19 protein-coding genes and 1 tRNA gene are annotated in these 21,316 nt (G+C 33.9%); 17 read left to right on the top strand and 3 right to left on the bottom strand.

Going from position 1 to position 21,316, the window contains the following annotated elements:
- The first annotated feature begins 83 nt into the window (after positions 1 to 83).
- The 17 genes from sdhC (at position 84) to rnc (ending at position 17,968) form a co-directional block, all read left to right on the top strand.
- Positions 84 to 461 carry a succinate dehydrogenase, cytochrome b556 subunit gene (sdhC, locus tag OOK90_RS05385; protein ID WP_010963112.1) on the top strand — a complete coding sequence of 126 codons (378 nt, stop codon included), beginning with the start codon at positions 84 to 86 and terminating at the stop codon, positions 459 to 461.
- Positions 458 to 814, top strand: a complete 357-nt coding sequence (sdhD, locus tag OOK90_RS05380) for a succinate dehydrogenase, hydrophobic membrane anchor protein (RefSeq protein ID WP_010963113.1) — start codon at positions 458 to 460, stop codon at positions 812 to 814. The genes sdhC and sdhD overlap by 4 nt, the downstream gene beginning before the upstream one ends.
- Positions 815 to 898: 84 nt before the next feature.
- Complete coding sequence (locus tag OOK90_RS05375) at positions 899 to 2,137, top strand: hypothetical protein (protein WP_149168777.1); 1,239 nt, start codon at positions 899 to 901, stop codon at positions 2,135 to 2,137.
- Between the two features lie 112 nt (positions 2,138 to 2,249).
- Positions 2,250 to 3,542 (top strand): sugar phosphate nucleotidyltransferase, encoded by a 1,293-nt coding sequence (locus tag OOK90_RS05370; RefSeq protein ID WP_264705838.1) that lies wholly within the window; start codon positions 2,250 to 2,252, stop codon positions 3,540 to 3,542.
- Between the two features lie 128 nt (positions 3,543 to 3,670).
- Positions 3,671 to 4,876 carry a hypothetical protein gene (locus tag OOK90_RS05365; protein WP_264705837.1) on the top strand — a complete coding sequence of 402 codons (1,206 nt, stop codon included), beginning with the start codon at positions 3,671 to 3,673 and terminating at the stop codon, positions 4,874 to 4,876.
- Positions 4,877 to 5,159: 283 nt separating this feature from the next.
- On the top strand, positions 5,160 to 6,389 hold the full coding sequence (locus OOK90_RS05360) for a lipoprotein-releasing ABC transporter permease subunit (RefSeq protein ID WP_070357005.1): 1,230 nt from the start codon (positions 5,160 to 5,162) through the stop codon (positions 6,387 to 6,389).
- Positions 6,382 to 7,113, top strand: a complete 732-nt coding sequence (locus OOK90_RS05355) for a hypothetical protein (RefSeq protein ID WP_038250643.1) — start codon at positions 6,382 to 6,384, stop codon at positions 7,111 to 7,113. Before OOK90_RS05360 ends, OOK90_RS05355 begins: the two co-directional genes overlap by 8 nt.
- Positions 7,110 to 8,330, top strand: a complete 1,221-nt coding sequence (locus OOK90_RS05350) for a hypothetical protein (protein ID WP_007548692.1) — start codon at positions 7,110 to 7,112, stop codon at positions 8,328 to 8,330. Before OOK90_RS05355 ends, OOK90_RS05350 begins: the two co-directional genes overlap by 4 nt.
- Positions 8,331 to 8,528: 198 nt before the next feature.
- Positions 8,529 to 9,401 (top strand): ATP synthase F1 subunit gamma, encoded by an 873-nt coding sequence (gene atpG, locus OOK90_RS05345; protein WP_010081973.1) that lies wholly within the window; start codon positions 8,529 to 8,531, stop codon positions 9,399 to 9,401.
- A gap of 18 nt (positions 9,402 to 9,419) precedes the next feature.
- Entirely contained in the window at positions 9,420 to 10,754 is a 1,335-nt protein-coding gene (locus OOK90_RS05340; protein WP_264705836.1) for a TldD/PmbA family protein, read from the top strand.
- Positions 10,755 to 10,928: 174 nt separating this feature from the next.
- Positions 10,929 to 11,180: a cold-shock protein gene (locus OOK90_RS05335; protein ID WP_006279919.1), complete on the top strand. Its 252-nt coding sequence runs from the start codon at positions 10,929 to 10,931 to the stop codon at positions 11,178 to 11,180.
- 35 nt (positions 11,181 to 11,215) lie between these two features.
- Positions 11,216 to 12,442, top strand: a complete 1,227-nt coding sequence (locus tag OOK90_RS05330; protein WP_264705835.1) for a DEAD/DEAH box helicase — start codon at positions 11,216 to 11,218, stop codon at positions 12,440 to 12,442.
- 203 nt (positions 12,443 to 12,645) lie between these two features.
- Entirely contained in the window at positions 12,646 to 14,952 is a 2,307-nt protein-coding gene (locus tag OOK90_RS05325; protein ID WP_070357007.1) for an AAA family ATPase, read from the top strand.
- A gap of 64 nt (positions 14,953 to 15,016) precedes the next feature.
- Positions 15,017 to 15,913 carry a class I fructose-bisphosphate aldolase gene (locus OOK90_RS05320; protein WP_209473361.1) on the top strand — a complete coding sequence of 299 codons (897 nt, stop codon included), beginning with the start codon at positions 15,017 to 15,019 and terminating at the stop codon, positions 15,911 to 15,913.
- Positions 15,914 to 15,918: 5 nt separating this feature from the next.
- Positions 15,919 to 15,990, top strand: a tRNA-Cys gene (locus tag OOK90_RS05315).
- 121 nt (positions 15,991 to 16,111) lie between these two features.
- On the top strand, positions 16,112 to 17,179 hold the full coding sequence (locus OOK90_RS05310) for a quinone-dependent dihydroorotate dehydrogenase (RefSeq protein ID WP_264705834.1): 1,068 nt from the start codon (positions 16,112 to 16,114) through the stop codon (positions 17,177 to 17,179).
- A 90-nt stretch (positions 17,180 to 17,269) separates the two neighbouring features.
- Positions 17,270 to 17,968, top strand: a complete 699-nt coding sequence (rnc, locus tag OOK90_RS05305; RefSeq protein WP_006279914.1) for a ribonuclease III — start codon at positions 17,270 to 17,272, stop codon at positions 17,966 to 17,968.
- Between the two features lie 338 nt (positions 17,969 to 18,306).
- Here rnc and OOK90_RS05295 read toward each other — a convergent pair whose 3' ends face one another.
- The 3 genes from OOK90_RS05295 to OOK90_RS05285 form a co-directional block, all read right to left on the bottom strand.
- Positions 18,307 to 18,849, bottom strand: coding sequence for a hypothetical protein (locus OOK90_RS05295; RefSeq protein ID WP_209473313.1), 543 nt, complete (start codon positions 18,847 to 18,849; stop codon positions 18,307 to 18,309).
- Between the two features lie 109 nt (positions 18,850 to 18,958).
- Positions 18,959 to 19,489: a phospholipase D family nuclease gene (locus tag OOK90_RS05290; RefSeq protein WP_010963125.1), complete on the bottom strand. Its 531-nt coding sequence runs from the start codon at positions 19,487 to 19,489 to the stop codon at positions 18,959 to 18,961.
- 856 nt (positions 19,490 to 20,345) lie between these two features.
- Positions 20,346 to 21,170: a hypothetical protein gene (locus OOK90_RS05285; protein WP_022626161.1), complete on the bottom strand. Its 825-nt coding sequence runs from the start codon at positions 21,168 to 21,170 to the stop codon at positions 20,346 to 20,348.
- Positions 21,171 to 21,316 lie beyond the last annotated feature (146 nt).

Below are 21,316 nucleotides of genomic sequence, written 5' to 3'. Positions count from 1 at the left end.
ACCATTTTTAATGATGGTGTTGTTATGTGCTATACTGCTGTCTTTACTTCTACTTTATTTTAATTTCCCGATAACGGAATTTTATGAGTGATAGACCTCTTTCTCCACATTTACAAATATATAAAGTACAAGTTACTAGTTTTTTCTCTATTATGCATAGATTGACTGGTATCTTGCTATTCCTTTTATTAATGATACTTTCTTGGTATTTCATATTACATGTTTACTTTCCTGAGTTACTTATAGTAAGGTACTTAAATGCATTATTATTCACTCCTGTTGCTAAATTAGCTTATGTCTTATGTTTTATAAGTTTTGTATATCATTTTCTTAATGGTATTCGTCATTTATTGTGGGATGTTGGGCTTAATTTAGAAATTACTGGCGTTTCAAGGAGTGCTATACTGCTGACAGTAACGCTACTTCTTTCTACTATGGCTTTTTTATTTATGTTTATATGAGTCAGTCTGGAAATTCAGTACATCATTGGTGGGTTCAGCGTGTTTCTGCGGTAATTTTACTGTTCCTGTTTCCTTGGTTTATCTATTCATTTTCTTGCACATTTTATACTGATAGCTCTTTGTCTTTTAGTGAAAAATTTATTAATCACCCTCTAGAGCTTTTATTTTTTGTTGTATTGTTGTTTTGCATTTTTTGGCACGCAGTTCTTGGAATGCAGGTAGTATGCGAAGATTATATACACAGCGTACCTTTGAGGATTTTTACAATTACATGCATAAAGTACTTATCAAGCATTACTTACATAACCCTCGCTTTTACAATCTTTATCTTCTACAGGCATATTTTCTTGTAAAATCACCGGTGCTGTGTTAATATATTATTAGTGTACTAGTTTTATTATTGAACTATAGCATTATAGCGATTTTGGTTTGACAATATGTTTGAAGCATTAAAAAAGGGAGCAATAGATCTTACACTTAAAGCAAAAGGTCTGCTTACTTCACCTGAATCTCAAGTTTACGTCGAAGACCTTAGAAAGGTAATGATGTATGATGGAAGGAAATGCCAGTATCCAAAAAATTATGATCAAATTGTACAGTCTGCTAAAATCATAGAAAACAGGGATATGCATGGAAATGCTATACTAGATAAAGATAAAAATCCAACCTATAAACTTTTGTATGGTCAAAAAGATGAGAATGGAGAACAACCAAGTTTCAGATTATCTTTAGTTACCAAAGATAAAGATAATGATAGATCTTATTTTACTATCAATTATATAGACAATCAGGGTAAGCAAATTCCGATAAATGAGTTGCATAAGTCATATTTTGAGCCATTAGGCTTTTCGAGAATAGATTTGAAAAAACACGTGCCAATTTTTGAAGCTGAAAAAACTAAGGATCCTCAATATCCATTTGAATTAACTAATTCTTCTGTGCTAACTAAAGAGGTAAAAAATAAAGAAGGTAAAGTTCAGGAAGTTGTTGATGAAAAAGGAAGAAATGGAGAATTATTATACACTAGTGATTACAAGAAGCTAAGCACCCATTTTTCAGAAATTAGAGATCAGAATGGTAATCTAGAGCTAGATAAAAGTCTTATATCTGTTCCTATCGTTTTTGCTACAAGTTTAGCTAAAGTTTGTACTAAATTGTTGACTTCTCTTCCTATAAAGTTAGGGGAGCATTTAATAAGCGAACAAAACCCAATTGCAAAGTCTTTTGGTTATCTTTTATTTACTCCTGCAATGGCAGTAAAAAATTTAGTGGATATGGGAGCTACCATACTTAAGGCTCCAATTTTATTGTTTGTAGCAAATGAGAAAAAATATGGTGATGCTTACTACACCATGTGGAAACACCAACTGAAAGGATGTTTGGAAGAAGCAAAAAGTGACTTTAATGTTATTAAAGGTGAAGAAAGGCTAAAGCCGGATCATGGGAATCGTGATTCACTAGTGGGCACATGGGATGAGCTTAACGCTAGAAGGCCAAAGAAACAAGGGGATGATAAAGAAGTTAGCAAGAGTAATGAAATACTAAAGAGTCCTGAGGAAGAACAAAATAAGGGTAATGAAATATTAAGTGATAAAAGAAAAGGTCATGTTGAGGAATTACAAAATAGAAGAAATTCACAGCAAGGGCAAGGCGCTACACATGATCACTCTCATTAGCAATTACTTTAAATCAACATTTACTTTCTTTATTAACTATTCCACAACAAAAACTTGCATGTATTTTGCCCTCAGTATAAGATATTAATTATTTAATTAATATCTTAACTAAATGCGCCCTGTAGTATTGTGTGGTGGTAGTGGTAGCAGACTTTGGCCTTTATCTAAGCCAAAGCAATTTCAGAAAATATTTAGTCAGAACACTATGTTTCACAACACTTTGTTGAGGCTAAAAAGCGATTATATGCCGCCCATAATTGCTACAAATATACAGTACGAGTCATTAGTGATGGAGGAATTGCATGCACTGCAAGAATATAAAGTGATTTTCGAACCAGTGAAAATTGGAACAGCAGCGGCAATATTAATTGCTGCACTTCTCTGCAATGAAAACGAGACAATGTTAATTCTGCCTTCAGACCATTTTATAGGTGATTTGAATAGTTTTTATGCTTCTACTCAAAAAGCGTCTAAGTTAGCCTCTGAAACTAACTCTATAGTCACTTTTGGGGTTAAGCCTCATGAATTCAATTCTGAATACGGCTATATAAATGCAGTATATGATCAGAAAGAAAAATGTCATATAGTGAAAGATTTTACAGAAAAGCCCGAGCGTAAGTTAAGTAACGATCATTATTGGAACTCTGGAATATTTGTGTTTAAAGCAAAACGCTACATAGATGAGATTAAAAAATCTGCCCCGAATCTTTACAATTTATGTTTTAAATATTTCACACCGCAAGAGAGATTTCTGTATTTAAAACAACGAGATTTTGCAGGAATTGAAGGCATATCCATTGATTACTTGGTGATGGAGAAAGCAAAAAACGTTGCAATGATAGAAGCTAATTTCGATTGGTTGGATGTTGGAACTTGGAATTCAGTTTTAGAATTGAGTGAGAAGTTTAGTAAAGAACCGGCATCATTTCAGCATGTGATTAGAGAAAAAGAACCAGTTTCAACGACAGAAAGTAATAAAAATTTATTGAGTGGAGCTTGTAAGCAACCAAACAAAAGTCTAATTTCATTTATTCATAAAGTTAAGAAAGTAAAGGTGATAAGGAAAGAAGTTAAACCATGGGGATTTTGTAGTATAATTTTAATGAGCGAAAATTTTCTTATAAAATATCTTTTTATCAATCCATTAAGCTGCACTTCTAAGCAATTCCATCACTATAGAGATGAATACCATATAGTGCTATCAGGAGTTGGATATGTTAGTTTAGAAGACAAAGAATATGCTATAGCAAAGGACCATATGATAGAAATCCCAAGGGAAGTTTCCCATAGGATTGAAAATAGAAGCACAAGCTTTCCACTTGAAATAGTTGAATTTCAGATAGGAGAGCATTTATCTGATAATGATATAGTGAGATTGGATGATGTATATGGAAGAATATGGTAACGCCATAAATGCATTTGTTGGCAATTTATAATATGGGTATAGCTGATTTATGTAAAAAATAATATTTACTAAATCTTAATATTTTAAACCTATACCCATATTTTAATAAATAATGAGTTGTAATTAATATGAAGGATCCATTTAAAAGTGACAATTATAGAGAAAATCTCGGTTTCCTTAAAGAAGCTATAAAAGCAAGAGATGAGTTAGTAACTATTAGACATTATAATAAAACGGTAAGGGATTTATCTCAGGCATTAAAGCGTTTTACAGATAAGGCAGAAGATGTAGCTAAGTTTGTTATACGTAGTGACTCAATTGATTATGTAAAATTGATGAATGGAAAGCCATCAGGTCTTAAGATATTAAAGGAAATATTGAATAGAATCTCGGGAAGAAATGTTCCAGTTAAGAATATAAGTAGTTTTATTGATAAATTACCTCCTCCTACTTCAATGACAATCTTTGAATATCTAGAGGCTTATCGTAAAATTTCAGGTTTGGAGCAAGTTGAAAGAGGAAATATTGCAATAGCTCCAGAAAAGCCAGAACGCAGTTTTCTAAAAGAAGATAGACAAGTAGAAGTTAATTATAATGATTCAGGCCATGGAAATTCATTAGATGAAAAGCCTGGATACAAAGAGATATCAAATTATCAAGAGAAGAAGAGTAAAATTTTAACAGAAAATTCACAAAGTTCAAAATCGCCTAGAGAAGAGCTAATTTATGTAACAGTTCCTAAAGAACATATGGAAGCAAAAAGAGAACTTAAACAAAAACAACAATCTAAACCTCCAATATTGCCAAAACCATCAATAGCACCCCCATTGCCAAAAAAAATGTTTACTGCTGGTCAAGAAGTTAGACAAAAACCAAAAGTAGTAGGAACTGTTCCTAAATCAACTAAAGATAAACCTGAATTACCACTAAAACTTAAAAAGTTAGGTCATACTGATCAAAAATCAAGCACAAAGCTAGAAATGGTAGTATCTTCTATGGAAAAAGAAATTAATTATAATATCGATATTAAAGTACAAGAGATAAGAAAAAAATTCAAACAAAATCAAGCAAAAGAAAGTCCTAATGCGCAAACTATTGAAAGCAGGACCCCTCCTGTTGCACAAGTGAATATAGATGTGGAGAAAAAAACTAGGCCATCACCAAAAGTTGCTTCCCAATCTCGCTTATTTCCAATGAGGGATGAAATATCTCAGATGAATCCCTTATCAGCAAAATCTGATCCGAGACCTCATGTTAGCAAAAATGCTCTTCTCACAGATGTAAATGTAAAGCAACTAGTTGTACAATTTGAAAATTATGGAAGGAAAGAATGATAACTTATTGAATAAACCCAATAATATTCTTGATTTTTTCTATGTTATAAAAGCACAAGCTCTCCACTTGAAATAGTTGAATTTCAGATAGGAGAGCATTTATCTGATAATGATATAGTGAGGTTGGATGATGTATATGGAAGATTTTGAAATTCTAATGTTAAAGATACTCTATAAGTCTGCTAAATTTAAGGAAGCAAAAATCTCTAGTTTTTAAATAAAGAAAAGTCTACAATTATACGAAGTTTCAAAAATATAATGTCTAACCTCAAAATATTTTGTAATGTCCATTGCCTTTGAAATTACTATGGCTGCTTGCTATTTGCGAGCAAGAAATGCCAGATTTTGCTCTATAATGACTTTATTCTCTATTATCGGCATTGCCCTTGGAGTTGCAACACTAATAGTGGTGATGTCTGTGATGAACGGATTCAGAGCAAAGTTGCTTGACTCAATACTTGGCATTGATGGCCATATTAACGTTTATTTTGATAGGAACATAAATTCAGATTACTACGCAGTTTCAAAATCTATTGAGAGAATTCCTGGTATATTAAAAGCTACTCCTATGACCAATGATCAAGTTATTATTGTAGCAAATGGTAAAATTGCAGGTAGCGTAGTGCGAGGTGTGTCAACTAAAGATTTGCTTGATAGTACTGCCGTTACAAATAATGTAATTATAGGTGATGTAAAAAAATTTGATGAAGGGATAATAATAGGAGCACGCTTAGCAGAAGTTTTGAACATTGACTATGGCGACGAAATTACGTTTATATCATCTGAAGAATTTGATGCATTACTTGGTGAAATGCCGCGAATGAAAAAATATAAAGTTATAGCAATATTTGATATGGGTATGTTTGAGTATGATAATACCTTGATATATATGCCTCTAAAATCAGCACAAGCCTTTTTTAATTATAAAAATAGCATAAAAAATATAGAAGTACTTGTAGACGACGTTACTAGAGCTGATAAGCTGGCAGATGCTATAGAAAAAGAAATAGGAATGGAAGCTGAAAGTTGGCAATCACAGCAAAGCCATTATTTTAGTGCTTTAAAAACTGAAAGAAATGTGATGTTTTTAATTCTCACTTTGATTATAGTTGTAGCAGCGTTTAATATTATCTCAAATTTAATGATGATAGTGCAAGAAAAGAAATCCGCGATTGCAATTATGCGTACATTTGGTGCAACAAGTGGAAGCATTATGCGTATATTTTGCGCTTGTGGTCTATTAATCGGTTTTACGGGAACTTGTCTTGGCTGTATTATAGGTGTCGTTTTTTCTCTCAATATCGAAAGCATTAGAGTGTTTTTAGAAAACATTACTAACGTCAAGCTGTTTGATCCTATGATATACTTTTTTTCAAGTTTGCCAGTGATATTAGTACCCCAAGACGTAGTAAATATTTCTGCACTTGCGTTACTCTTATCATTTTTAGCGACAATTGCTCCTGCGTTGCAGGCAGCTGCACAAGATCCTGCGGAGATACTACGTTATGAATGATACTCAGCAAAAGTACATAGGTTGGTTCTTAATTGTATTGTTATTTACCGGTTACATCACAATAAATAACATAATCTTTTTAAAAATAAATCAGCAAGAGAGTGAAAACAATGTGAAAGCTTTAACGGAAAACATGGATGAATTTAGAATGTTGCTTGAAGTTAATCAATCTAGAATAGAAAAAAAGATATTTGACCTCAAGAGAAGTCAGCATACTCAATGTGAGCAAGGTGATAATAACTCAAGATGTAAGAACCTTGCAAAATTGCTATTACTTGTGGTTAAAATGAAGAATTCGTTATTGCGAGAAGCAAAATTTGATAACCATATAAATTCAATAAAGCCTTTGATATCAGAGCTTGACGATCCAGAGATAGAAAATGCAGTAGATGAATTAGAAAATTTGAAAGAGATAAATACCTTACACGAATTGAAGTTATCTTTTGAAAAAACTATTGATACTATCGATTACAACAAAAGTACATTGTCTAAAAAAATCATTTCAAACTGGATAAAGGTAGACGACCGAAATGATCCATTAAGAGTAAAATTCGCAGAAATTGAGGAGTCAATAAATGATAATGATTGGCAAAATATAACTGTTACAGTAAGCAATTTAACGCATTCAGAATTCAAGCCATGGCTGAATAAATTGAATGGTTTTATTGTAGCTTCTAAGAATATTTCAACAATATATCATCACTTATTACAATATATCTCATGATTTATTTTATAATTTTCGCTTTTTCGTTTTTATTTGGTATATGGGTCAAGGTAAGTGGTGAAGTAATAAAATTGGAATTAGGCAATTACACTATAAGTATTGATCTATATTTCATTATTTTTACTTGTGTAGTTTTATTATTTTTATTAATTACACTTGTACGCTTTTTTTCCTCCATTTCATCAACATTTGCCAACATAAGAAATAGAAGAAGGGATAGGGAAGAATTGCTTCTCTTTGAAGCTTTCTTTAGCATAGACTTAGACAATATAGAGAATGCCCAAAAGCTAGTTAAAAGTCTGAGTGAGGAGAGCGATAGGTTGTCTTTAATAAAGCTCTTTAACTCAGGTAAGACGGGAAATTACAGCTTTTTCAGTAACGGTTTAACAAATATTGCAAATAAAAATCGTAACTTAGCTCTACTTCTAGCCAATAAGCTGATTGTCCACCTCAAACAAGAAAAAGTAGTCTTTCAAAAATTTATAGAATATTGCTCTAGTTCAATTAACGATAAAATGCTATCTATTCCCTTTCAAATAGAGCATTGCATATTGAAAGAAGATTGGATTAATGCAATTTTGAGGTTGAAGGAAGCAGTTAAGTCCAATATTTTTCTCCCCTTTGATCATAAAGAAATGTTTGCAGTGTTTTATTGCGCTTTAGCAAAGCAATATGAAAGTAAAGGAAATTTTAAGGAGGCTATAAAGTCTTTATTTAGAGCACAACGTTATAGTGCAATTTTTCAGCCCATCAATTATTTAAAGGCAGAATTATATATTAAACTTGGAAAAATCAGAAAAGCTTCTGCAGTGCTAGAGGCAGAGTATACAGTAAATCCTACTCCTCAGTCAGCTAAAATGTACATCAATTTAAATAGTAAAGGTGCTGAAAGACTATACAACTTACGCCCTGATTATTATTTTAGTTACTGTTTACTTGCTTTGTCCTCAATGAGTTCAGGTAAATATGATCTTGCAAGTCAATATTTAGACACTGCTATGAAAAAAGCTAATTACATGTCAATCTACTTTATTGTAATACAACTCAAGGTTACATTGCAAGAACACGACAAGGTAATTTATTGGCTAAACAAGATGGGCTCAGAAGCTTTGCCTGATCCAGGCTGGAAATGTAAAAATTGTAACAGGGAACTAGAACAATGGGATCATAAGTGTTCAAGTTGTAATAGTTTTAATTGTGTTTATTATATATTATAAAATTCCACAAAGTGTAGAAATTACCATTAGGCTACTTTCACATTGATATTGCTGAAGTTAGAGCACTTTCTTAATATAATCCTTATCTCCAAACAATAAACCTGCAAGTTTCTTAGCTAGACTTGGTTTTAATGTCAAAAAAACTTGCTTTTAGACACTAACAGTTATATATTTTAATAAATCAGGGTTGTATACAAAATGAAGAGCTTAAAGGAATTATCCTTAAGAATTAAGAATATTAGGTCTGTACAGAAAACCACGAAAATAATGCAAATGGTTTCTGCAGCAAAGTTGTTACAAAGCCAAAAGAAGTTATTAAATTCAAAATTATATGTATCTAAGCTGCATAACATTATTTTTTCATTAATGCTATCAGTTGATCAAGAATTACTGGCAAAAATTCTAAATGTCAGTAACGACGGTTCTTACCTAGTATTCATTATTGCGTCTGATCGTGGCTTGTGCGGCAACTTTAACTCTTCTATTGTCAAATTTAGTCAAGAGCGTGTAAATAAGTCAATCGCAAATGGCAAAAAAGTAGATATTGTATTTCTTGGTAAAAAAGCTTTTGATGTAGGTAAAAATAGATTTGACTCTAAAAGTATCTTAAAAATTGAAAATAGTAAGGGAATCACGTTAAAGCACGTAGAAGCTTTGGTTGATGGTATAGATTTAAGTAAATACGATAAAGTTAAAGTTTTTTATAGTAAATTCTATAATACCTTCACGCAAAAACCAATGTTGGAAACAATAAAACCATGGAGTAAAGACTCATCCTTGATTGATAGCTCTCTGGCTGGTCCAACAACAGATTACGGCTATGAGTATGAACCACAAAATATTGAATTTATTTTAAAATCTTTGGTTCAAGATTACGTTGTAATTGCTCTTTACTCTGCTTTACTTGAAAGTGCAACGAGTGAGAATAGTGCTAGAATGGTTGCTATGGAATCAGCAAACAGAAACACTAAAGAGATACTGAACAAATTAGCATTGCTTTATAATCGTTCTCGTCAAGCAGCGATTACGACTGATTTAATTGAAGTTATAGGTGGTGCAGAATCTTTATAGAAATCTAAGGAATAGAAAATGAATATATTAAATATTGCAGCAGATATTACTAAACTAATAAAAAAGCAAAATCAAGATGCGGAAGTTACAATATATGAAACTAATAAGACTTCAGTTTCTCAGCGTCTATCAAAAATTGAGCAAATATCACAATCTAAAAATTGCACTGTAGGAATCAGAGCTATAGCAGGTAAAAACAAAGCTGCGTATATTTCTACAAACGATTTGAATAATCTGAGTGATACAGTAAGCCAAGTGGTAGAAATGGCAAAGAATGCGCCAGAAGATCCTTGCATTAATTTTGCTGTAAATGGTAGTAATTATATCTCTTCTGCAGATTTAAGTATCTCAGATAATAATGTTGTAACCGTTGATAACCTAAAAGAAATTGCTGAAGCTGCAGAAAATTCAGCCCTTGCACATAAGAGTATCACTAATTCTGAAGGAGCCTCTTCTTCATACGCTTTAGTGAATACAGTATTATCGACTGTTTCTGGTTTTATTGGCTCGTTTAGTAAATCAACCTTTGCTAATCAGGTCTCTGTTGTTGCTGGAAGAGAAAGTGAAATGAAGGTTGGTTACGATTATGATATAGCATGTAATTTTAGTGATTTAAAGTTGCCAGAGTTAATGGGAAAAGAAGCAGCAAAAAGAGCAGTTGATCAATTGAATTCACGTACAATGAAAACTGGTAAATTTCCAGTTATTTTTGAAAAAAGAGCAGCAAAAGGGCTAGTAAAAAGTTTTGCTTCTGCTATAAATGGGAGCAGTATTATAAGCAACAGTTCTTTCTTGAGGGGTAGTTTAAACGCTCAGATTTTCAACGATAGAATTAATATTATCGATGATCCATTGTTGCCAAGAGGCATAGCATCGAGACCATTTGATGGAGAAGGGATAACTAGCAAGAAAAATATATTTGTAAAAAACGGAATATTACAAAATTGGATTTTAGACTTATACTCGGCTAGAAAATTAGACTCAGAAACAACCGGAAGTGCAACTCGTGCAAGTAATGCTGCAGTTATTCCTGCAGCTAGTAACCTCTACATTGAGAATGGTGATGTATCGTTTGAAGAATTAATTCAGGAAGTGAAAGAGGGAATATATGTAACTGATTTATTTGGTTTTGTTGTCAATTTAATCAATGGCGATTACAGCCAAGGCGCTTCCGGATTTTTTATAGAAAATGGAAAAATAACGTATCCAATACATGAGATTACCATTGCTAGCAATTTGAAGGATATGTTTAGCAATTTAGTCGTTGCAGATGATCTAACTTTTTGTGGGCAATTTAATTCACCAACGATTAAAGTTAGCGAAATGACGGTTGCAGGTTCGCTTAACGATTAAAAAATTTATTTGCATCAAGTACAACAATTGTGTATTATTGTCATGTAATGTTAAGAATAGACTATGGAGTATAAAGGTTTAGTTTCAATAGCTAAGCTTAAAGCATTCTCAATCGTAATTTCAAAGTTTTTCATCACATTAGTAATGTTAGTTAATAATTTAGGAGTTGTTTAAATGGAATTTGGTAATGTAAAATGGTTTAATGCCGAAAAAGGCTATGGTTTCATCAAGCCAGAAGGTAAAGGGGGTGACGTTTTTGTACATATTAGCACATTGGAACGTTCGGGAATAAGACCTGAGGCACTTAAAGGAGAGAATAAAGAGAAGGGAATAAAAGGAGAAAGGGTGAGTTATGAGGTTAAAGAGGAGCGCGGTAGAAACGGAGAAGATAAAAAATCTGCAATAAATTTAAGATTGGAAGATTAATCTATTATGAAGTCTTTTAACAGGATTAACGTATTGTGAATAATTTTCATGAGATGGGTCTCCCAGCTTCGCTTAGACAAGCTCTAGATAAAAATAATCTTTTCGTCCCAACTCCGATTCAAATACAAGCGATTCCCTTAGCGCTACAAGGTAAAGATATTCTCGGGTCTGCTCAAACGGGGACTGGAAAAACTTTAGCATTTGCTATTCCGTTGGTTGCTAAGTTGCTGAATGAGCCTAACACTGGTTCAGCTTTAGTCATCGTGCCAACCAGAGAGCTTGCGCATCAGGTAACAAATGAGATAAGAAAACTCTTATCTCAAAATTCTGCACTAAGGGTCGCTTTGTTGATTGGTGGTGAGCCTATTTTTAGGCAGCTAAATCAGCTTCAGAAAAAAACACAAATTGTAATAGGTACTCCTGGTCGTATTATAGACCATATTGAGCGTAAAACTTTGATTACTCGCAATGTTAGCGTTCTTGTGCTTGATGAAACGGATCGTATGTTTGATATGGGCTTTGGAGTTCAGATTGAAGAAATTATGAAGCATTTGCCTAAAATAAGGCAAACTCTTATGTTTTCTGCAACTCTTCCTGGAGATATAGTAAAACTTGCTGAGAAGTACCTTAATCGACCAGAACGTATTTCTGTTGATTGTGAGGTTACAACTTCTGTAAAAATTAAGCAAGAAATTGTTTATGCATCAGAATCAGAAAAATATGAAAAGCTTGTTACACAACTATGTCAGCGCGAAGGATCAATCATTATCTTTGTCAAAACAAAGCGAGGAGCGGATCAGCTAGCTAACAGATTGCACAAAGATGACTATAGCGCTTTAGCAATTCATGGTGATTTAAGGCAGCACAAGCGCGAAAGGGTCATTAATTCTTTTCGTCGTGGCCGTAATCAAATCATGGTTGCAACAGATGTTGCTTCTCGCGGCCTTGATATTCCCCACATTCAACATGTTATCAATTATGATGCACCACAATCGCAAGCTGACTATATTCATCGTATAGGTAGAACTGCACGCGCTGGAGCTGAAGGGTATGCGCTATCTTTTGTTACACCTCAAGATAAGAGAAGACTGCCTGCACTGGCAGACAAAGAAGGAGAGCTAAATTTTGATTGTAGTGTGCAATTTAAAAAACGTAACAGCAAAAAGGTCTTTAAAAGGCCAAGTACGTTAAAGACTAAATACGGTAGAAAAAAGATCAATGCATTTAAGAAGAAAAGCAGAGTACTAGAAAAAGCGTATTAAATAGGATTTACCTACAATTTGATAAGCGTAAAACTCGTCATTCCGCTACTCATTAGCGGAATCTATGCTGAGATATTGCGGTGCTATGACGTAGATCCAGAGTGGGATTCAAATTGGCTACAGCGAACTGCTGGATTTCAATTTTTTTAATAATTGTGTGCTATTCATTATATATGAGTTCCCACTTTTAAAGAGAATAGGAGATGATTTCCAAAAACTTAGAGGCAAGTTTGAATAGAGCACTATTCATTGCTTCTAATTTTAATCTTAAATATGCGAAAGTAGAACATTTATTGCTGGCGTTAACTAAAGACGTGGATGTAAATTACGTTTTATCAAGATGTAATATCAGAGCCGATGAAATCATCAGTATGGATAACATTCTATCAAGATGCAATATTAAGGCTAATGATTATAATAATAATATAAAAGGGTTTTTACAAAGCAGTTCTGAATTGATTATCAGTGGAGTTAAACCTAGCTCAATGTTTCAATGCATAATACACAGAGCAATAATACGGGCTCATAGCTTGGGGAAAAAAGAAATAAATGGAGCAAGTGTTCTAGTAGAAATTTTGTCTGGGCAAGATTTATACGTTGAAGATCTATTGCAGAAACAAAGTGCGAAAGATTCCAATTTGATTTACCACATATCTAACATGAAATACTCTAACGATATAGATGAATACACCACTAATCATAAAGTAAAACTTGATAAAAATAATGATGCTCCTACTACAGTAAATAAAGGTGAGCTACTAAAAGATGAGGAAATTCTACAAAGTTATTGTAAAAATTTAAATGACTATGCAAGAAGCAAAAAAATAGATTATGTTATTGGTCGTGATTATGAATTAAATCGCACTATAGAAATATTATTGAGGCGTAGAAAAAACAACCCTTTATATGTTGGAGATCCAGGTGTTGGCAAAACCACAATAGTTGAGGGTTTGGTACTCAAAATCATTGAAAACAGTGTTCCAAGTGCGCTCAGGTCCAGTATAATTTATGCTTTGGATTTAGGGTCACTCCTTGCAGGGACACGCTATAGAGGTGATTTTGAAGAGAGAATAAAATCTATAATAAAAGCGATTGAGGCAAAACCAGGTGCTATCCTTTTTATTGACGAAATACACACTATCATTGGAGCAGGTTCTACAAGTGGTAGCTTTCTTGATGCAGGTAACCTACTCAAACCTGCGCTTGCAAGAGGTACACTGCGTTGTATAGGTGCAACTACATATAGAGAATACAGCAATAGTTTTGAAAAAGATAAAGCATTAGCGAGGAGGTTTCAAAAAATTAATGTTAAGGAATCTTCTGTTAACGAAACGATAAAGATACTAGATGGTATAAAGCACTACTATGAAGGGTATCATGGAGTATATTATACAAAGAATGCCATTAGGTCTGCGGCTGAACTTTCGCATAAGTATATTACTGGGCGAATATTACCTGATAAAGCGGTTGATGTTATTGATGAGGCAGGGGCATATTGTAAATTGCTAAGAAACAGGGGTAAAATTGTAAATAGTAGAGATATTAAGAATACCATTACTAGAATTACAAATGTGCCTTGCGGATCTGAATCTGATGATTTGCAGAAAGTAAAGTCTTTAAAAGCTAATCTAGAGAAGGTGATTTTTGGCCAAGAGCAGGCAATAGAATCTCTTGTTAATTCTATTAAAATTGCTAAATCTGGGTTGAGAAATTACAATAAGCCTTTAGCAAATTATCTTTTTGCAGGGCCAACCGGTGTTGGTAAAACCGAGCTAGCAAAACAATTAGCAGAAAGCATGGGCATGAATCTTATACGCTTTGATATGTCCGAATATATTGAGTCTCATACGATATCAAGGATGATTGGTTCTCCTCCTGGATATGTAGGTTATGATCAGGGTGGATTACTCACAGAGTCTGTATCTAATAATCAATATAGTGTTGTGCTGCTTGATGAAATTGAAAAGGCTCATAGCGATATCTATAATATATTGCTACAAATTATGGATTATGGTTGCGTTACAGACACTTACGGACGTAAAGTTAACTTTTCCAATATAATCTTAATTATGACAACTAATGCAGGAGCAGCTGAACGCAGCAAAAGTTTTGTTGGCTTTGGGCATAAAAAATTTAACACTGGTGATAGTGAAAAAGCGATAGAACAGGTTTTTAGCCCTGAATTTCGTAATCGTCTTGATGCGATTATTTCTTTTTCTGACTTAAATGCGGATATAATTCTGCATATTGTAGATAAATTTATTCAGGAACTGAAAAAGCAGCTGACGCAAAAAGGCATAAACTGCTTGGTAGAAGATGAAGTGAAATCTTATCTTGCACAAACAGGTTATAGTAAGGAAATGGGAGCACGTCCGATAGAGAGACTTATTGAAAAAGAGATAAAAAGTTACTTAGCGGAAGAAATACTGAATCGTAAATTAATAAAAGGAAAGAAATTAAGAATCTATATGAATAAAGTAGAAAATAAAATTGCTTTTGATATAGTTTAAAATCCTTGTATTGAACTTCATCTTTGTTACAATCTATAACTTAAATTCAATTTGAATTATAGTGATAAGTGATAAAGTAAAACAAGTCCTAAGCTACTACGAAAGTGAAAACCCTGGGGTAAAAGCAAATCTTACTCGTATTCTCATGCATGGAAAGCTTGGCGGCACTGGCAAGTTAGTGATTCTGCCAGTAGATCAAGGATTTGAGCATGGTCCAATTAAAAGTTTTGAAGTTAACCCTGATGCTTATGACCCACATTATCATTTTCAGCTTGCGGTTGATTCGGGAGTAAGTGCATATGCTGCTCCACTTGGTATGATTGAAGCTGGTGCTGCAACTTATGCTGGAATGCTCCCACTTATTTTGAAACTTAATAGTTCCAACTCTTTACATTCAAAGGATCTAACCTCTGATCAGGCAATAACCTCTTCTGTGAAAGATGCGCTGCGTTTGGGCTGCTTAGCTGTCGGATTTACTATATATCCTGGTTCTGCTAAGTGTTTCGATATGATGGAGGAAGCCCGTGGAATCATAGCTGAAGCCAAATCTTACGGGCTTGCAGTAGTGCTATGGTCTTATCCACGCGGTGAAGGGATTTCCAAAGAAGGTGAAACAGCAGTTGATGTTATTGCCTATGCTGCACACATAGCAGCTTTGCTTGGCGCTAATATAATAAAAGTAAAACTTCCAACTAAATATTTGGAAAGGGAGAAAATAGAAACAGAAAATATTGAATCATTATCTAAAAGAATTGAATATGTTAAAAGGTCTTGTTTTGCAGGGAAAAGAATAGTAGTTTTTTCTGGTGGTGAATCGAAGGAAGTAGATAACATATACAATGAAGCGAAAGAAATTAAGCAGGGTGGCGGTAATGGTTCAATCATTGGACGTAACACTTTTCAACGCAAAAGGGAGGAGGCTTTATCTATGCTAAAAGATATAATGGATATCTACACATAAAAAACGGCTGGGTGGCAGAATGGCTTATGCGGAGGACTGCAAATCCTTTTATACCGGTTCAATTCCGGTCCCGGCCTCTTTCATTCTCTATATCTTGTAAAAGTTAACAGTAGCTTTAAGTGTGTAACCTATAGAGAAAGCTTGTCCATAGTAAAATCAATTTCTTTTCAAGTTATGGTTATACTCTTATAGCGTTTCATGGTAAAAAATAAACTAAAAATAAGCAAAGTGTTTTACAAACGTAATTTACTATTTTTACTACCGCCCGAATTTGCTCACTCTTTGGCAATTATGGCATTAAAGAAAATGCCTTATAAGAATCCTATAGAGCTACCAGAATCTTTGAGTGTGAATTTTTTTGGTAATAAGCTCAGAAGCCCCATAGGTCTGGCTGCAGGTTTTGACAAGAATGCAGAAGTTATAAGGCCTATGCTCTCATTTGGTTTTGGGTTTATTGAAACTGGTACTGTAACTCGTAATCCACAATATGGAAACAAAAAGCCAAGAATTTTTCGGTTAATTAAAGATCAAGGGGTAATTAACAGATTGGGATTTAACAATAAAGGAATAGACTATTTTCTTAAACAAATAGGTGAAACCAAGCTTGATGACTGCATTTTTGGCATCAACATAGGAAAAAACAGTACATCAAAGGACCAAATCAGCGATTATGTTGACTTAATAAAGATAGTATATGGAAAGAGCAATTATATAGTGCTGAACATCTCATCCCCAAACACGCCTAATTTACGCAATCTGCACAATAAGCAAGAATTATCGGAATTGTTGAAATCCGTAACTCTAACCCGAAAATCAATTGATAATTCTAAATCCATACCAATAATATTAAAAATCTCACCAGATGTAGATCAGCAAACGAAAGAAAATATCGCTGAGCTTGCGTTGGAATATAAGATTGACGGATTAACAGTAAGCAACACTACGGTAAGTAGAGATAATCTGCATTCTCACCATAATGAGAGTGGTGGGTTGAGTGGCAAACCGCTGTTTAAACTTTCAACCGAGTTATTGGGCGATATGTACAAATTTACTAAGGGCAAAATATTATTGATAGGGTGCGGAGGAATCTCAAGTGGTGCTGATGCATATAAAAAAATAAAGGCAGGAGCTTCTTTGGTGCAGTTGTACACTGCTCTCATATACCACGGACCTCAAGTTGTAAACAAAATTAATCTAGAACTTGCAGAACTAATAAGGAGAGATGGATTTAGTAACATTAGTGAGGTGGTGGGTTGTATACATTAATTTTGGAAGTTGGTGGTATTATTTTAATAAAATAAAACTAATTCTCTGGTATAAAGGTGGTAGAAAGTGCTTTTCTTTTAAATAATTGGTATGAAGAGTTTGAATGATGCAATATCTAAGATCATTGATTATAAATTTACAAATTATGCAATATTAGAAGAGGCACTAACTCACCCAAGCGTAAATAAAAGGAATAGCAAAAACCAGATTGTAAGCTACGAAAGACTAGAGTTTTTGGGCGATAGTGTTTTGAATATGGTTGTATCTGCCACACTGTTTAAACTATTTCCTGAAGAAAAAGAAGGAGCATTGGCAAAAAGAAAGACGGATTTAGTTTGTGGCAACACCATTGCTAATGTTGCTAAAGAAATAAAATTAGGCAGCTTTATCATCATGAATAATAGTGAACGCTGCAATGGAGGGAGATGTAACTTAAAAAATTTAGAAAACTCGCTTGAAGCACTAATAGGTGCAATTTATATTGATGGCGGGCTTGAAAATGTTGAAAAATTTATTATCCAATATTGGGAAAAGCTAGCTAAAGGCATGCTTGACCCCCCTCAAGATCCTAAAACCTCACTGCAAGAGTGGACTCAGAAAAACAAATTGCCTTTACCAGAGTATGAGCTTGTAAAACAAACTGGACCAGCGCACAATCCTGAATTTACTATATCAGTTTGCATAGAAGATTATGGTAAAGTTTCTGCATGCGCTTCTAGTAAAAAGATTGCTGAACAAAAAGCTGCTGAGTTGATGCTAGAAAAAATTGGAAAAGACGCTTCAGTTTAGGCAAAATAGGCATTAATGTAAATTTTAAGGAAGCTAATAGCGTTTAGGGTAAATGGTCAATTTAAGGAGAAGCATAGTATTATTCATAAAAAAGTTGATTTACCAAAAATCAAGCCTTATGTAGTGGAATATCAATGGCTGTTGTCGGAGATGCGGAAAAAAAGAAGTAGCAAGTTACCAAAAGGTGTTATGCCAGATACATTTGGTCCAAGAGTTGTTTTGTGAAGTTGACAGAGTCAAGGAGAATGAAAGTTTTAAAAAATAGCATATTTTTTAATTATAAAAATTTGATATTAACTGTTGTTGGTTGATTGAGTAAAAACCAGTGAATGGTCACGTTAAAACATATTTTTAAATTTCTGCCAAAATCCTGGTTTATTATCATTAACCTTTGTAAATGTTATATTTAAACTGTATTTCGGATCATTTGGCACGTCGTATTTTATGCTAAATGTTGAAACTTTATCGTTATTGTAAATATGTACATCATCATATGATAGCTTTGTTGTGTAACACTTTACATACTTTTGCTTATCATGCACTAAATCACCTGACTCCCTTTCTAGTTCCACAAATTTCGTTTTTTTCTGACATTCCTTCATTTTTATTAAATCCTTATCTAGTGATATTGAAACTGGCAACGTATTTCCAGCATATTCTTTAGCTAAAAGTTCACTTTGAGGATACATTTTTATTTCCCTGCCAAAATGTGAGTCTATGAAATTATTACTCCAAAATTTATCGCCAGAATGCACGTACTCATCAGTAGCATACGGCACCCCACCATAATTGCATTGAACTTTGTAATCTCCAACACTGTTGTTTTGAAAAAAATCATGAATAGCAGTGTAGCTACCGGCAGCATCATTTATATAATCCATTACTTTATTCCTTAAATTTTTAGTTCATTATATCATAATCATTATGCCAATCAATCAAAAAAGCTCTCCCTTGCTGTTTTTAAAACTGATTTTGAGCAAGCGCTCTCGATTAGTTGGGAGCGTATTTGTAAGATTGTGACATTCGTGCCTCCCAGTTTTTCACATACTGCTGAATCAATTCAGGATAATCTGTAATAATTAATAAATTTTCAGCATTTCCTTTTTTAGCTGTCTTACTAAGGTTAAATGACCCTGTGATGACTTTTTGATTGTCAGCAATCATTATCTTATTATGAGCAATCTTTGGCTTATCATCGATCCAAATTGGTACTCCACCTGAAAATAATTCATTTATAACACTATATTTTGAGTAGAGTTGCGATTTATCTAAGATGACTTTAACATCAACACCGCGTTCTTTAGCATTAATCAAAGATTTTGCAACTGTTCCAAGAGTAAATGTATATTCTTGAACTAAGATAGATTTTTTAGACTGATCTATTACGTTGATTATCGGTACAGCACAATCTTCTCCAGGTGAAAAGCAAACCGTAGCTTTTGGGCAGGGCGAAAATATAAAACCCGCATAGTAATACAGAGAAAAACACATTAACAAGAATAAAAAGTGAAAAAGCCTCACAACAACCCACCCCCGGATATACGGCGATAGGCTACATTATAATTTAATCACCTGTCAATAGACTTCTTGCATAGTTTTTGGCAACAACCGTTAGAAACGAAAAAACTTCCTTGACAAACTCCGCCAGCCCCCTTATCATGAAACTGAAGGTATTCAGTTATCTTCATCTGTGCAGATTAAACAGCAAGAAAACAACGTAGTTGGCGTCTTATTTTTAATTTTTTGCACTATGTGTACCTTATGTCTTCACAATATTTCTAGGTTTTTACCTACACAAGCTGAAACGCGCTTATAAGTCGTTTAAGACAGTATAGTACGCCAATTTGCAGGATTAGGGAGTGACAACTAGCTAACACGGGGTTTCTTTTGCCTTTTTTTCTGCTTAGTAAATTTCTTAAACATTTAAACTAAGGTGAGTTGCATTTAAAAGCAGCTAAATTGCAGTGTTTAAGACTTAAAAAACGCCAATGTTCTAAAATAGATATTAGCTGGGGCTTCTTTTGCCTTTTTTTCGTTTGGTAAATTTCTTAATGTTTATAGCTAACATGAAGCTAAGTACGAACTTTGTTAAATACAACAAATGGTGTCATCCCAGTGCTCCTTTTTTTGTCATCCGAGTAGCTGACACTGGGATCTATTTTGCATGTAACTCCAATTGTGTTTTGGCATAAAACGCGACGCGTATTAGACTTATTTGCAAGCAAAGCTTGCTAGATCCAAGTAGTCAGGGCACTGGGATAACATCATAGGGACACTGGGATGACACCCTGACAATCGTCATCCCGCTACTTGTTAGCGGATGAGATACCGCGGCGGTATGACGGTTCGTGGCGGTATAATGAAGCTTGAAAGCGGATCACCTTTCACGACCCGTGTTTACTTCATTCACTTTAGGAGTATTAACAGGCGTTATTGCCGGGTTTTCAAGCTTTGTTGCCTGCTTCAAACCCTCGCTTACACTTTTGTCCTTTAAAATTTCATCAAGCTGCTTACTCTTTTGTTGCTCTTCGTTATTTGACGTATCTCTTTGAGCATCTTCTTTCATGCCACGAGCATTCTCTACATCCTTTTCACCTTCACCTAAAAATTTTTCTAATATTTTCTTAACAAAGCGCTTCAGAAGACTCAAAAACCCTTCTTCTTTTTGATTTTCTTGTGGTTGAGGCGTGTTATCTTTTTTGTCCGGCTCAGTGTTGAGCTTCTCTTTTACAGAACTCTTGCTTACTGAGGGATTAACGGTTTGTGAATCGTGCTCTGATGCTGTTTGCACAGAAGCTTCAGTAGTCTTTTTTTGTGTATTATGTTCAAGGTCTTTAACTGCTGTTGTAGTTTTTCTCGGAGTGTCTTGGAGTTTTTTGTCACTTTTTGGCTCTGCAACTTTTTCACTTGTGAAGATGCCCTTCCCTTTATATTGTTGGTCAAGCTCAGCAATTCTTTCAAAATCTTGACGTACTTTTTCATCTGCACGTCCTTTTTGACTTTCAAATTTCTGACTCAATTCTGCAACGTTTTTCATTTTGTTCTCAAGCTCCTTACTTTTCACAGCTTTTAGAGCCTCTGTTCCTTTTGCGATATAATTAACCTTCTTTTCTAATGAGGTACCTTCTGGAAAAGCACCTGGAGAACGTTCAAAAACATCTTTAAACTTTTTTTCAACACTTTCTTTAGATGTCTGGGCCATACCTGTTACCTATTAAAACATATCATATAATCAGTATATTAGCTAATTATATAAAAAACAGTTAACATAACTTGTGGTAAAAAGTGTTTATCAAGGGCGTCCTATTTATATCTTTTTCATTAAAATGCTATTTACTTATTAAGTTA

Source organism: Wolbachia endosymbiont (group A) of Ancistrocerus nigricornis (assembly GCF_947250785.1).
Classification (GTDB): domain Bacteria; phylum Pseudomonadota; class Alphaproteobacteria; order Rickettsiales; family Anaplasmataceae; genus Wolbachia; species Wolbachia pipientis.
The sequence above is the reverse complement of the archived record's forward strand: the minus strand, read 5'-3'. Positions and strand labels throughout refer to the sequence as shown.

Excerpts from the sequence above, each read along its gene's own strand:
- sdhC (WP_010963112.1), top strand. The coding sequence starts at position 84 with ATGAGTGATAGACCTCTTTCTCCACATTTACAAATATATAAAGTACAA.
- sdhD (WP_010963113.1), top strand. The coding sequence starts at position 458 with ATGAGTCAGTCTGGAAATTCAGTACATCATTGGTGGGTTCAGCGTGTT.
- OOK90_RS05375 (WP_149168777.1), top strand. The coding sequence starts at position 899 with ATGTTTGAAGCATTAAAAAAGGGAGCAATAGATCTTACACTTAAAGCA.
- OOK90_RS05370 (WP_264705838.1), top strand. The coding sequence starts at position 2,250 with ATGCGCCCTGTAGTATTGTGTGGTGGTAGTGGTAGCAGACTTTGGCCT.
- OOK90_RS05365 (WP_264705837.1), top strand. The coding sequence starts at position 3,671 with ATGAAGGATCCATTTAAAAGTGACAATTATAGAGAAAATCTCGGTTTC.
- OOK90_RS05360 (WP_070357005.1), top strand. The coding sequence starts at position 5,160 with ATGTCCATTGCCTTTGAAATTACTATGGCTGCTTGCTATTTGCGAGCA.
- OOK90_RS05355 (WP_038250643.1), top strand. The coding sequence starts at position 6,382 with ATGAATGATACTCAGCAAAAGTACATAGGTTGGTTCTTAATTGTATTG.
- OOK90_RS05350 (WP_007548692.1), top strand. The coding sequence starts at position 7,110 with ATGATTTATTTTATAATTTTCGCTTTTTCGTTTTTATTTGGTATATGG.
- atpG (WP_010081973.1), top strand. The coding sequence starts at position 8,529 with ATGAAGAGCTTAAAGGAATTATCCTTAAGAATTAAGAATATTAGGTCT.
- OOK90_RS05340 (WP_264705836.1), top strand. The coding sequence starts at position 9,420 with ATGAATATATTAAATATTGCAGCAGATATTACTAAACTAATAAAAAAG.
- OOK90_RS05335 (WP_006279919.1), top strand. The coding sequence starts at position 10,929 with ATGGAATTTGGTAATGTAAAATGGTTTAATGCCGAAAAAGGCTATGGT.
- OOK90_RS05325 (WP_070357007.1), top strand. The coding sequence starts at position 12,646 with ATGATTTCCAAAAACTTAGAGGCAAGTTTGAATAGAGCACTATTCATT.
- OOK90_RS05310 (WP_264705834.1), top strand. The coding sequence starts at position 16,112 with ATGGTAAAAAATAAACTAAAAATAAGCAAAGTGTTTTACAAACGTAAT.
- rnc (WP_006279914.1), top strand. The coding sequence starts at position 17,270 with ATGAAGAGTTTGAATGATGCAATATCTAAGATCATTGATTATAAATTT.
- OOK90_RS05295 (WP_209473313.1), bottom strand. The coding sequence starts at position 18,849 with ATGGATTATATAAATGATGCTGCCGGTAGCTACACTGCTATTCATGAT.
- OOK90_RS05285 (WP_022626161.1), bottom strand. The coding sequence starts at position 21,170 with ATGGCCCAGACATCTAAAGAAAGTGTTGAAAAAAAGTTTAAAGATGTT.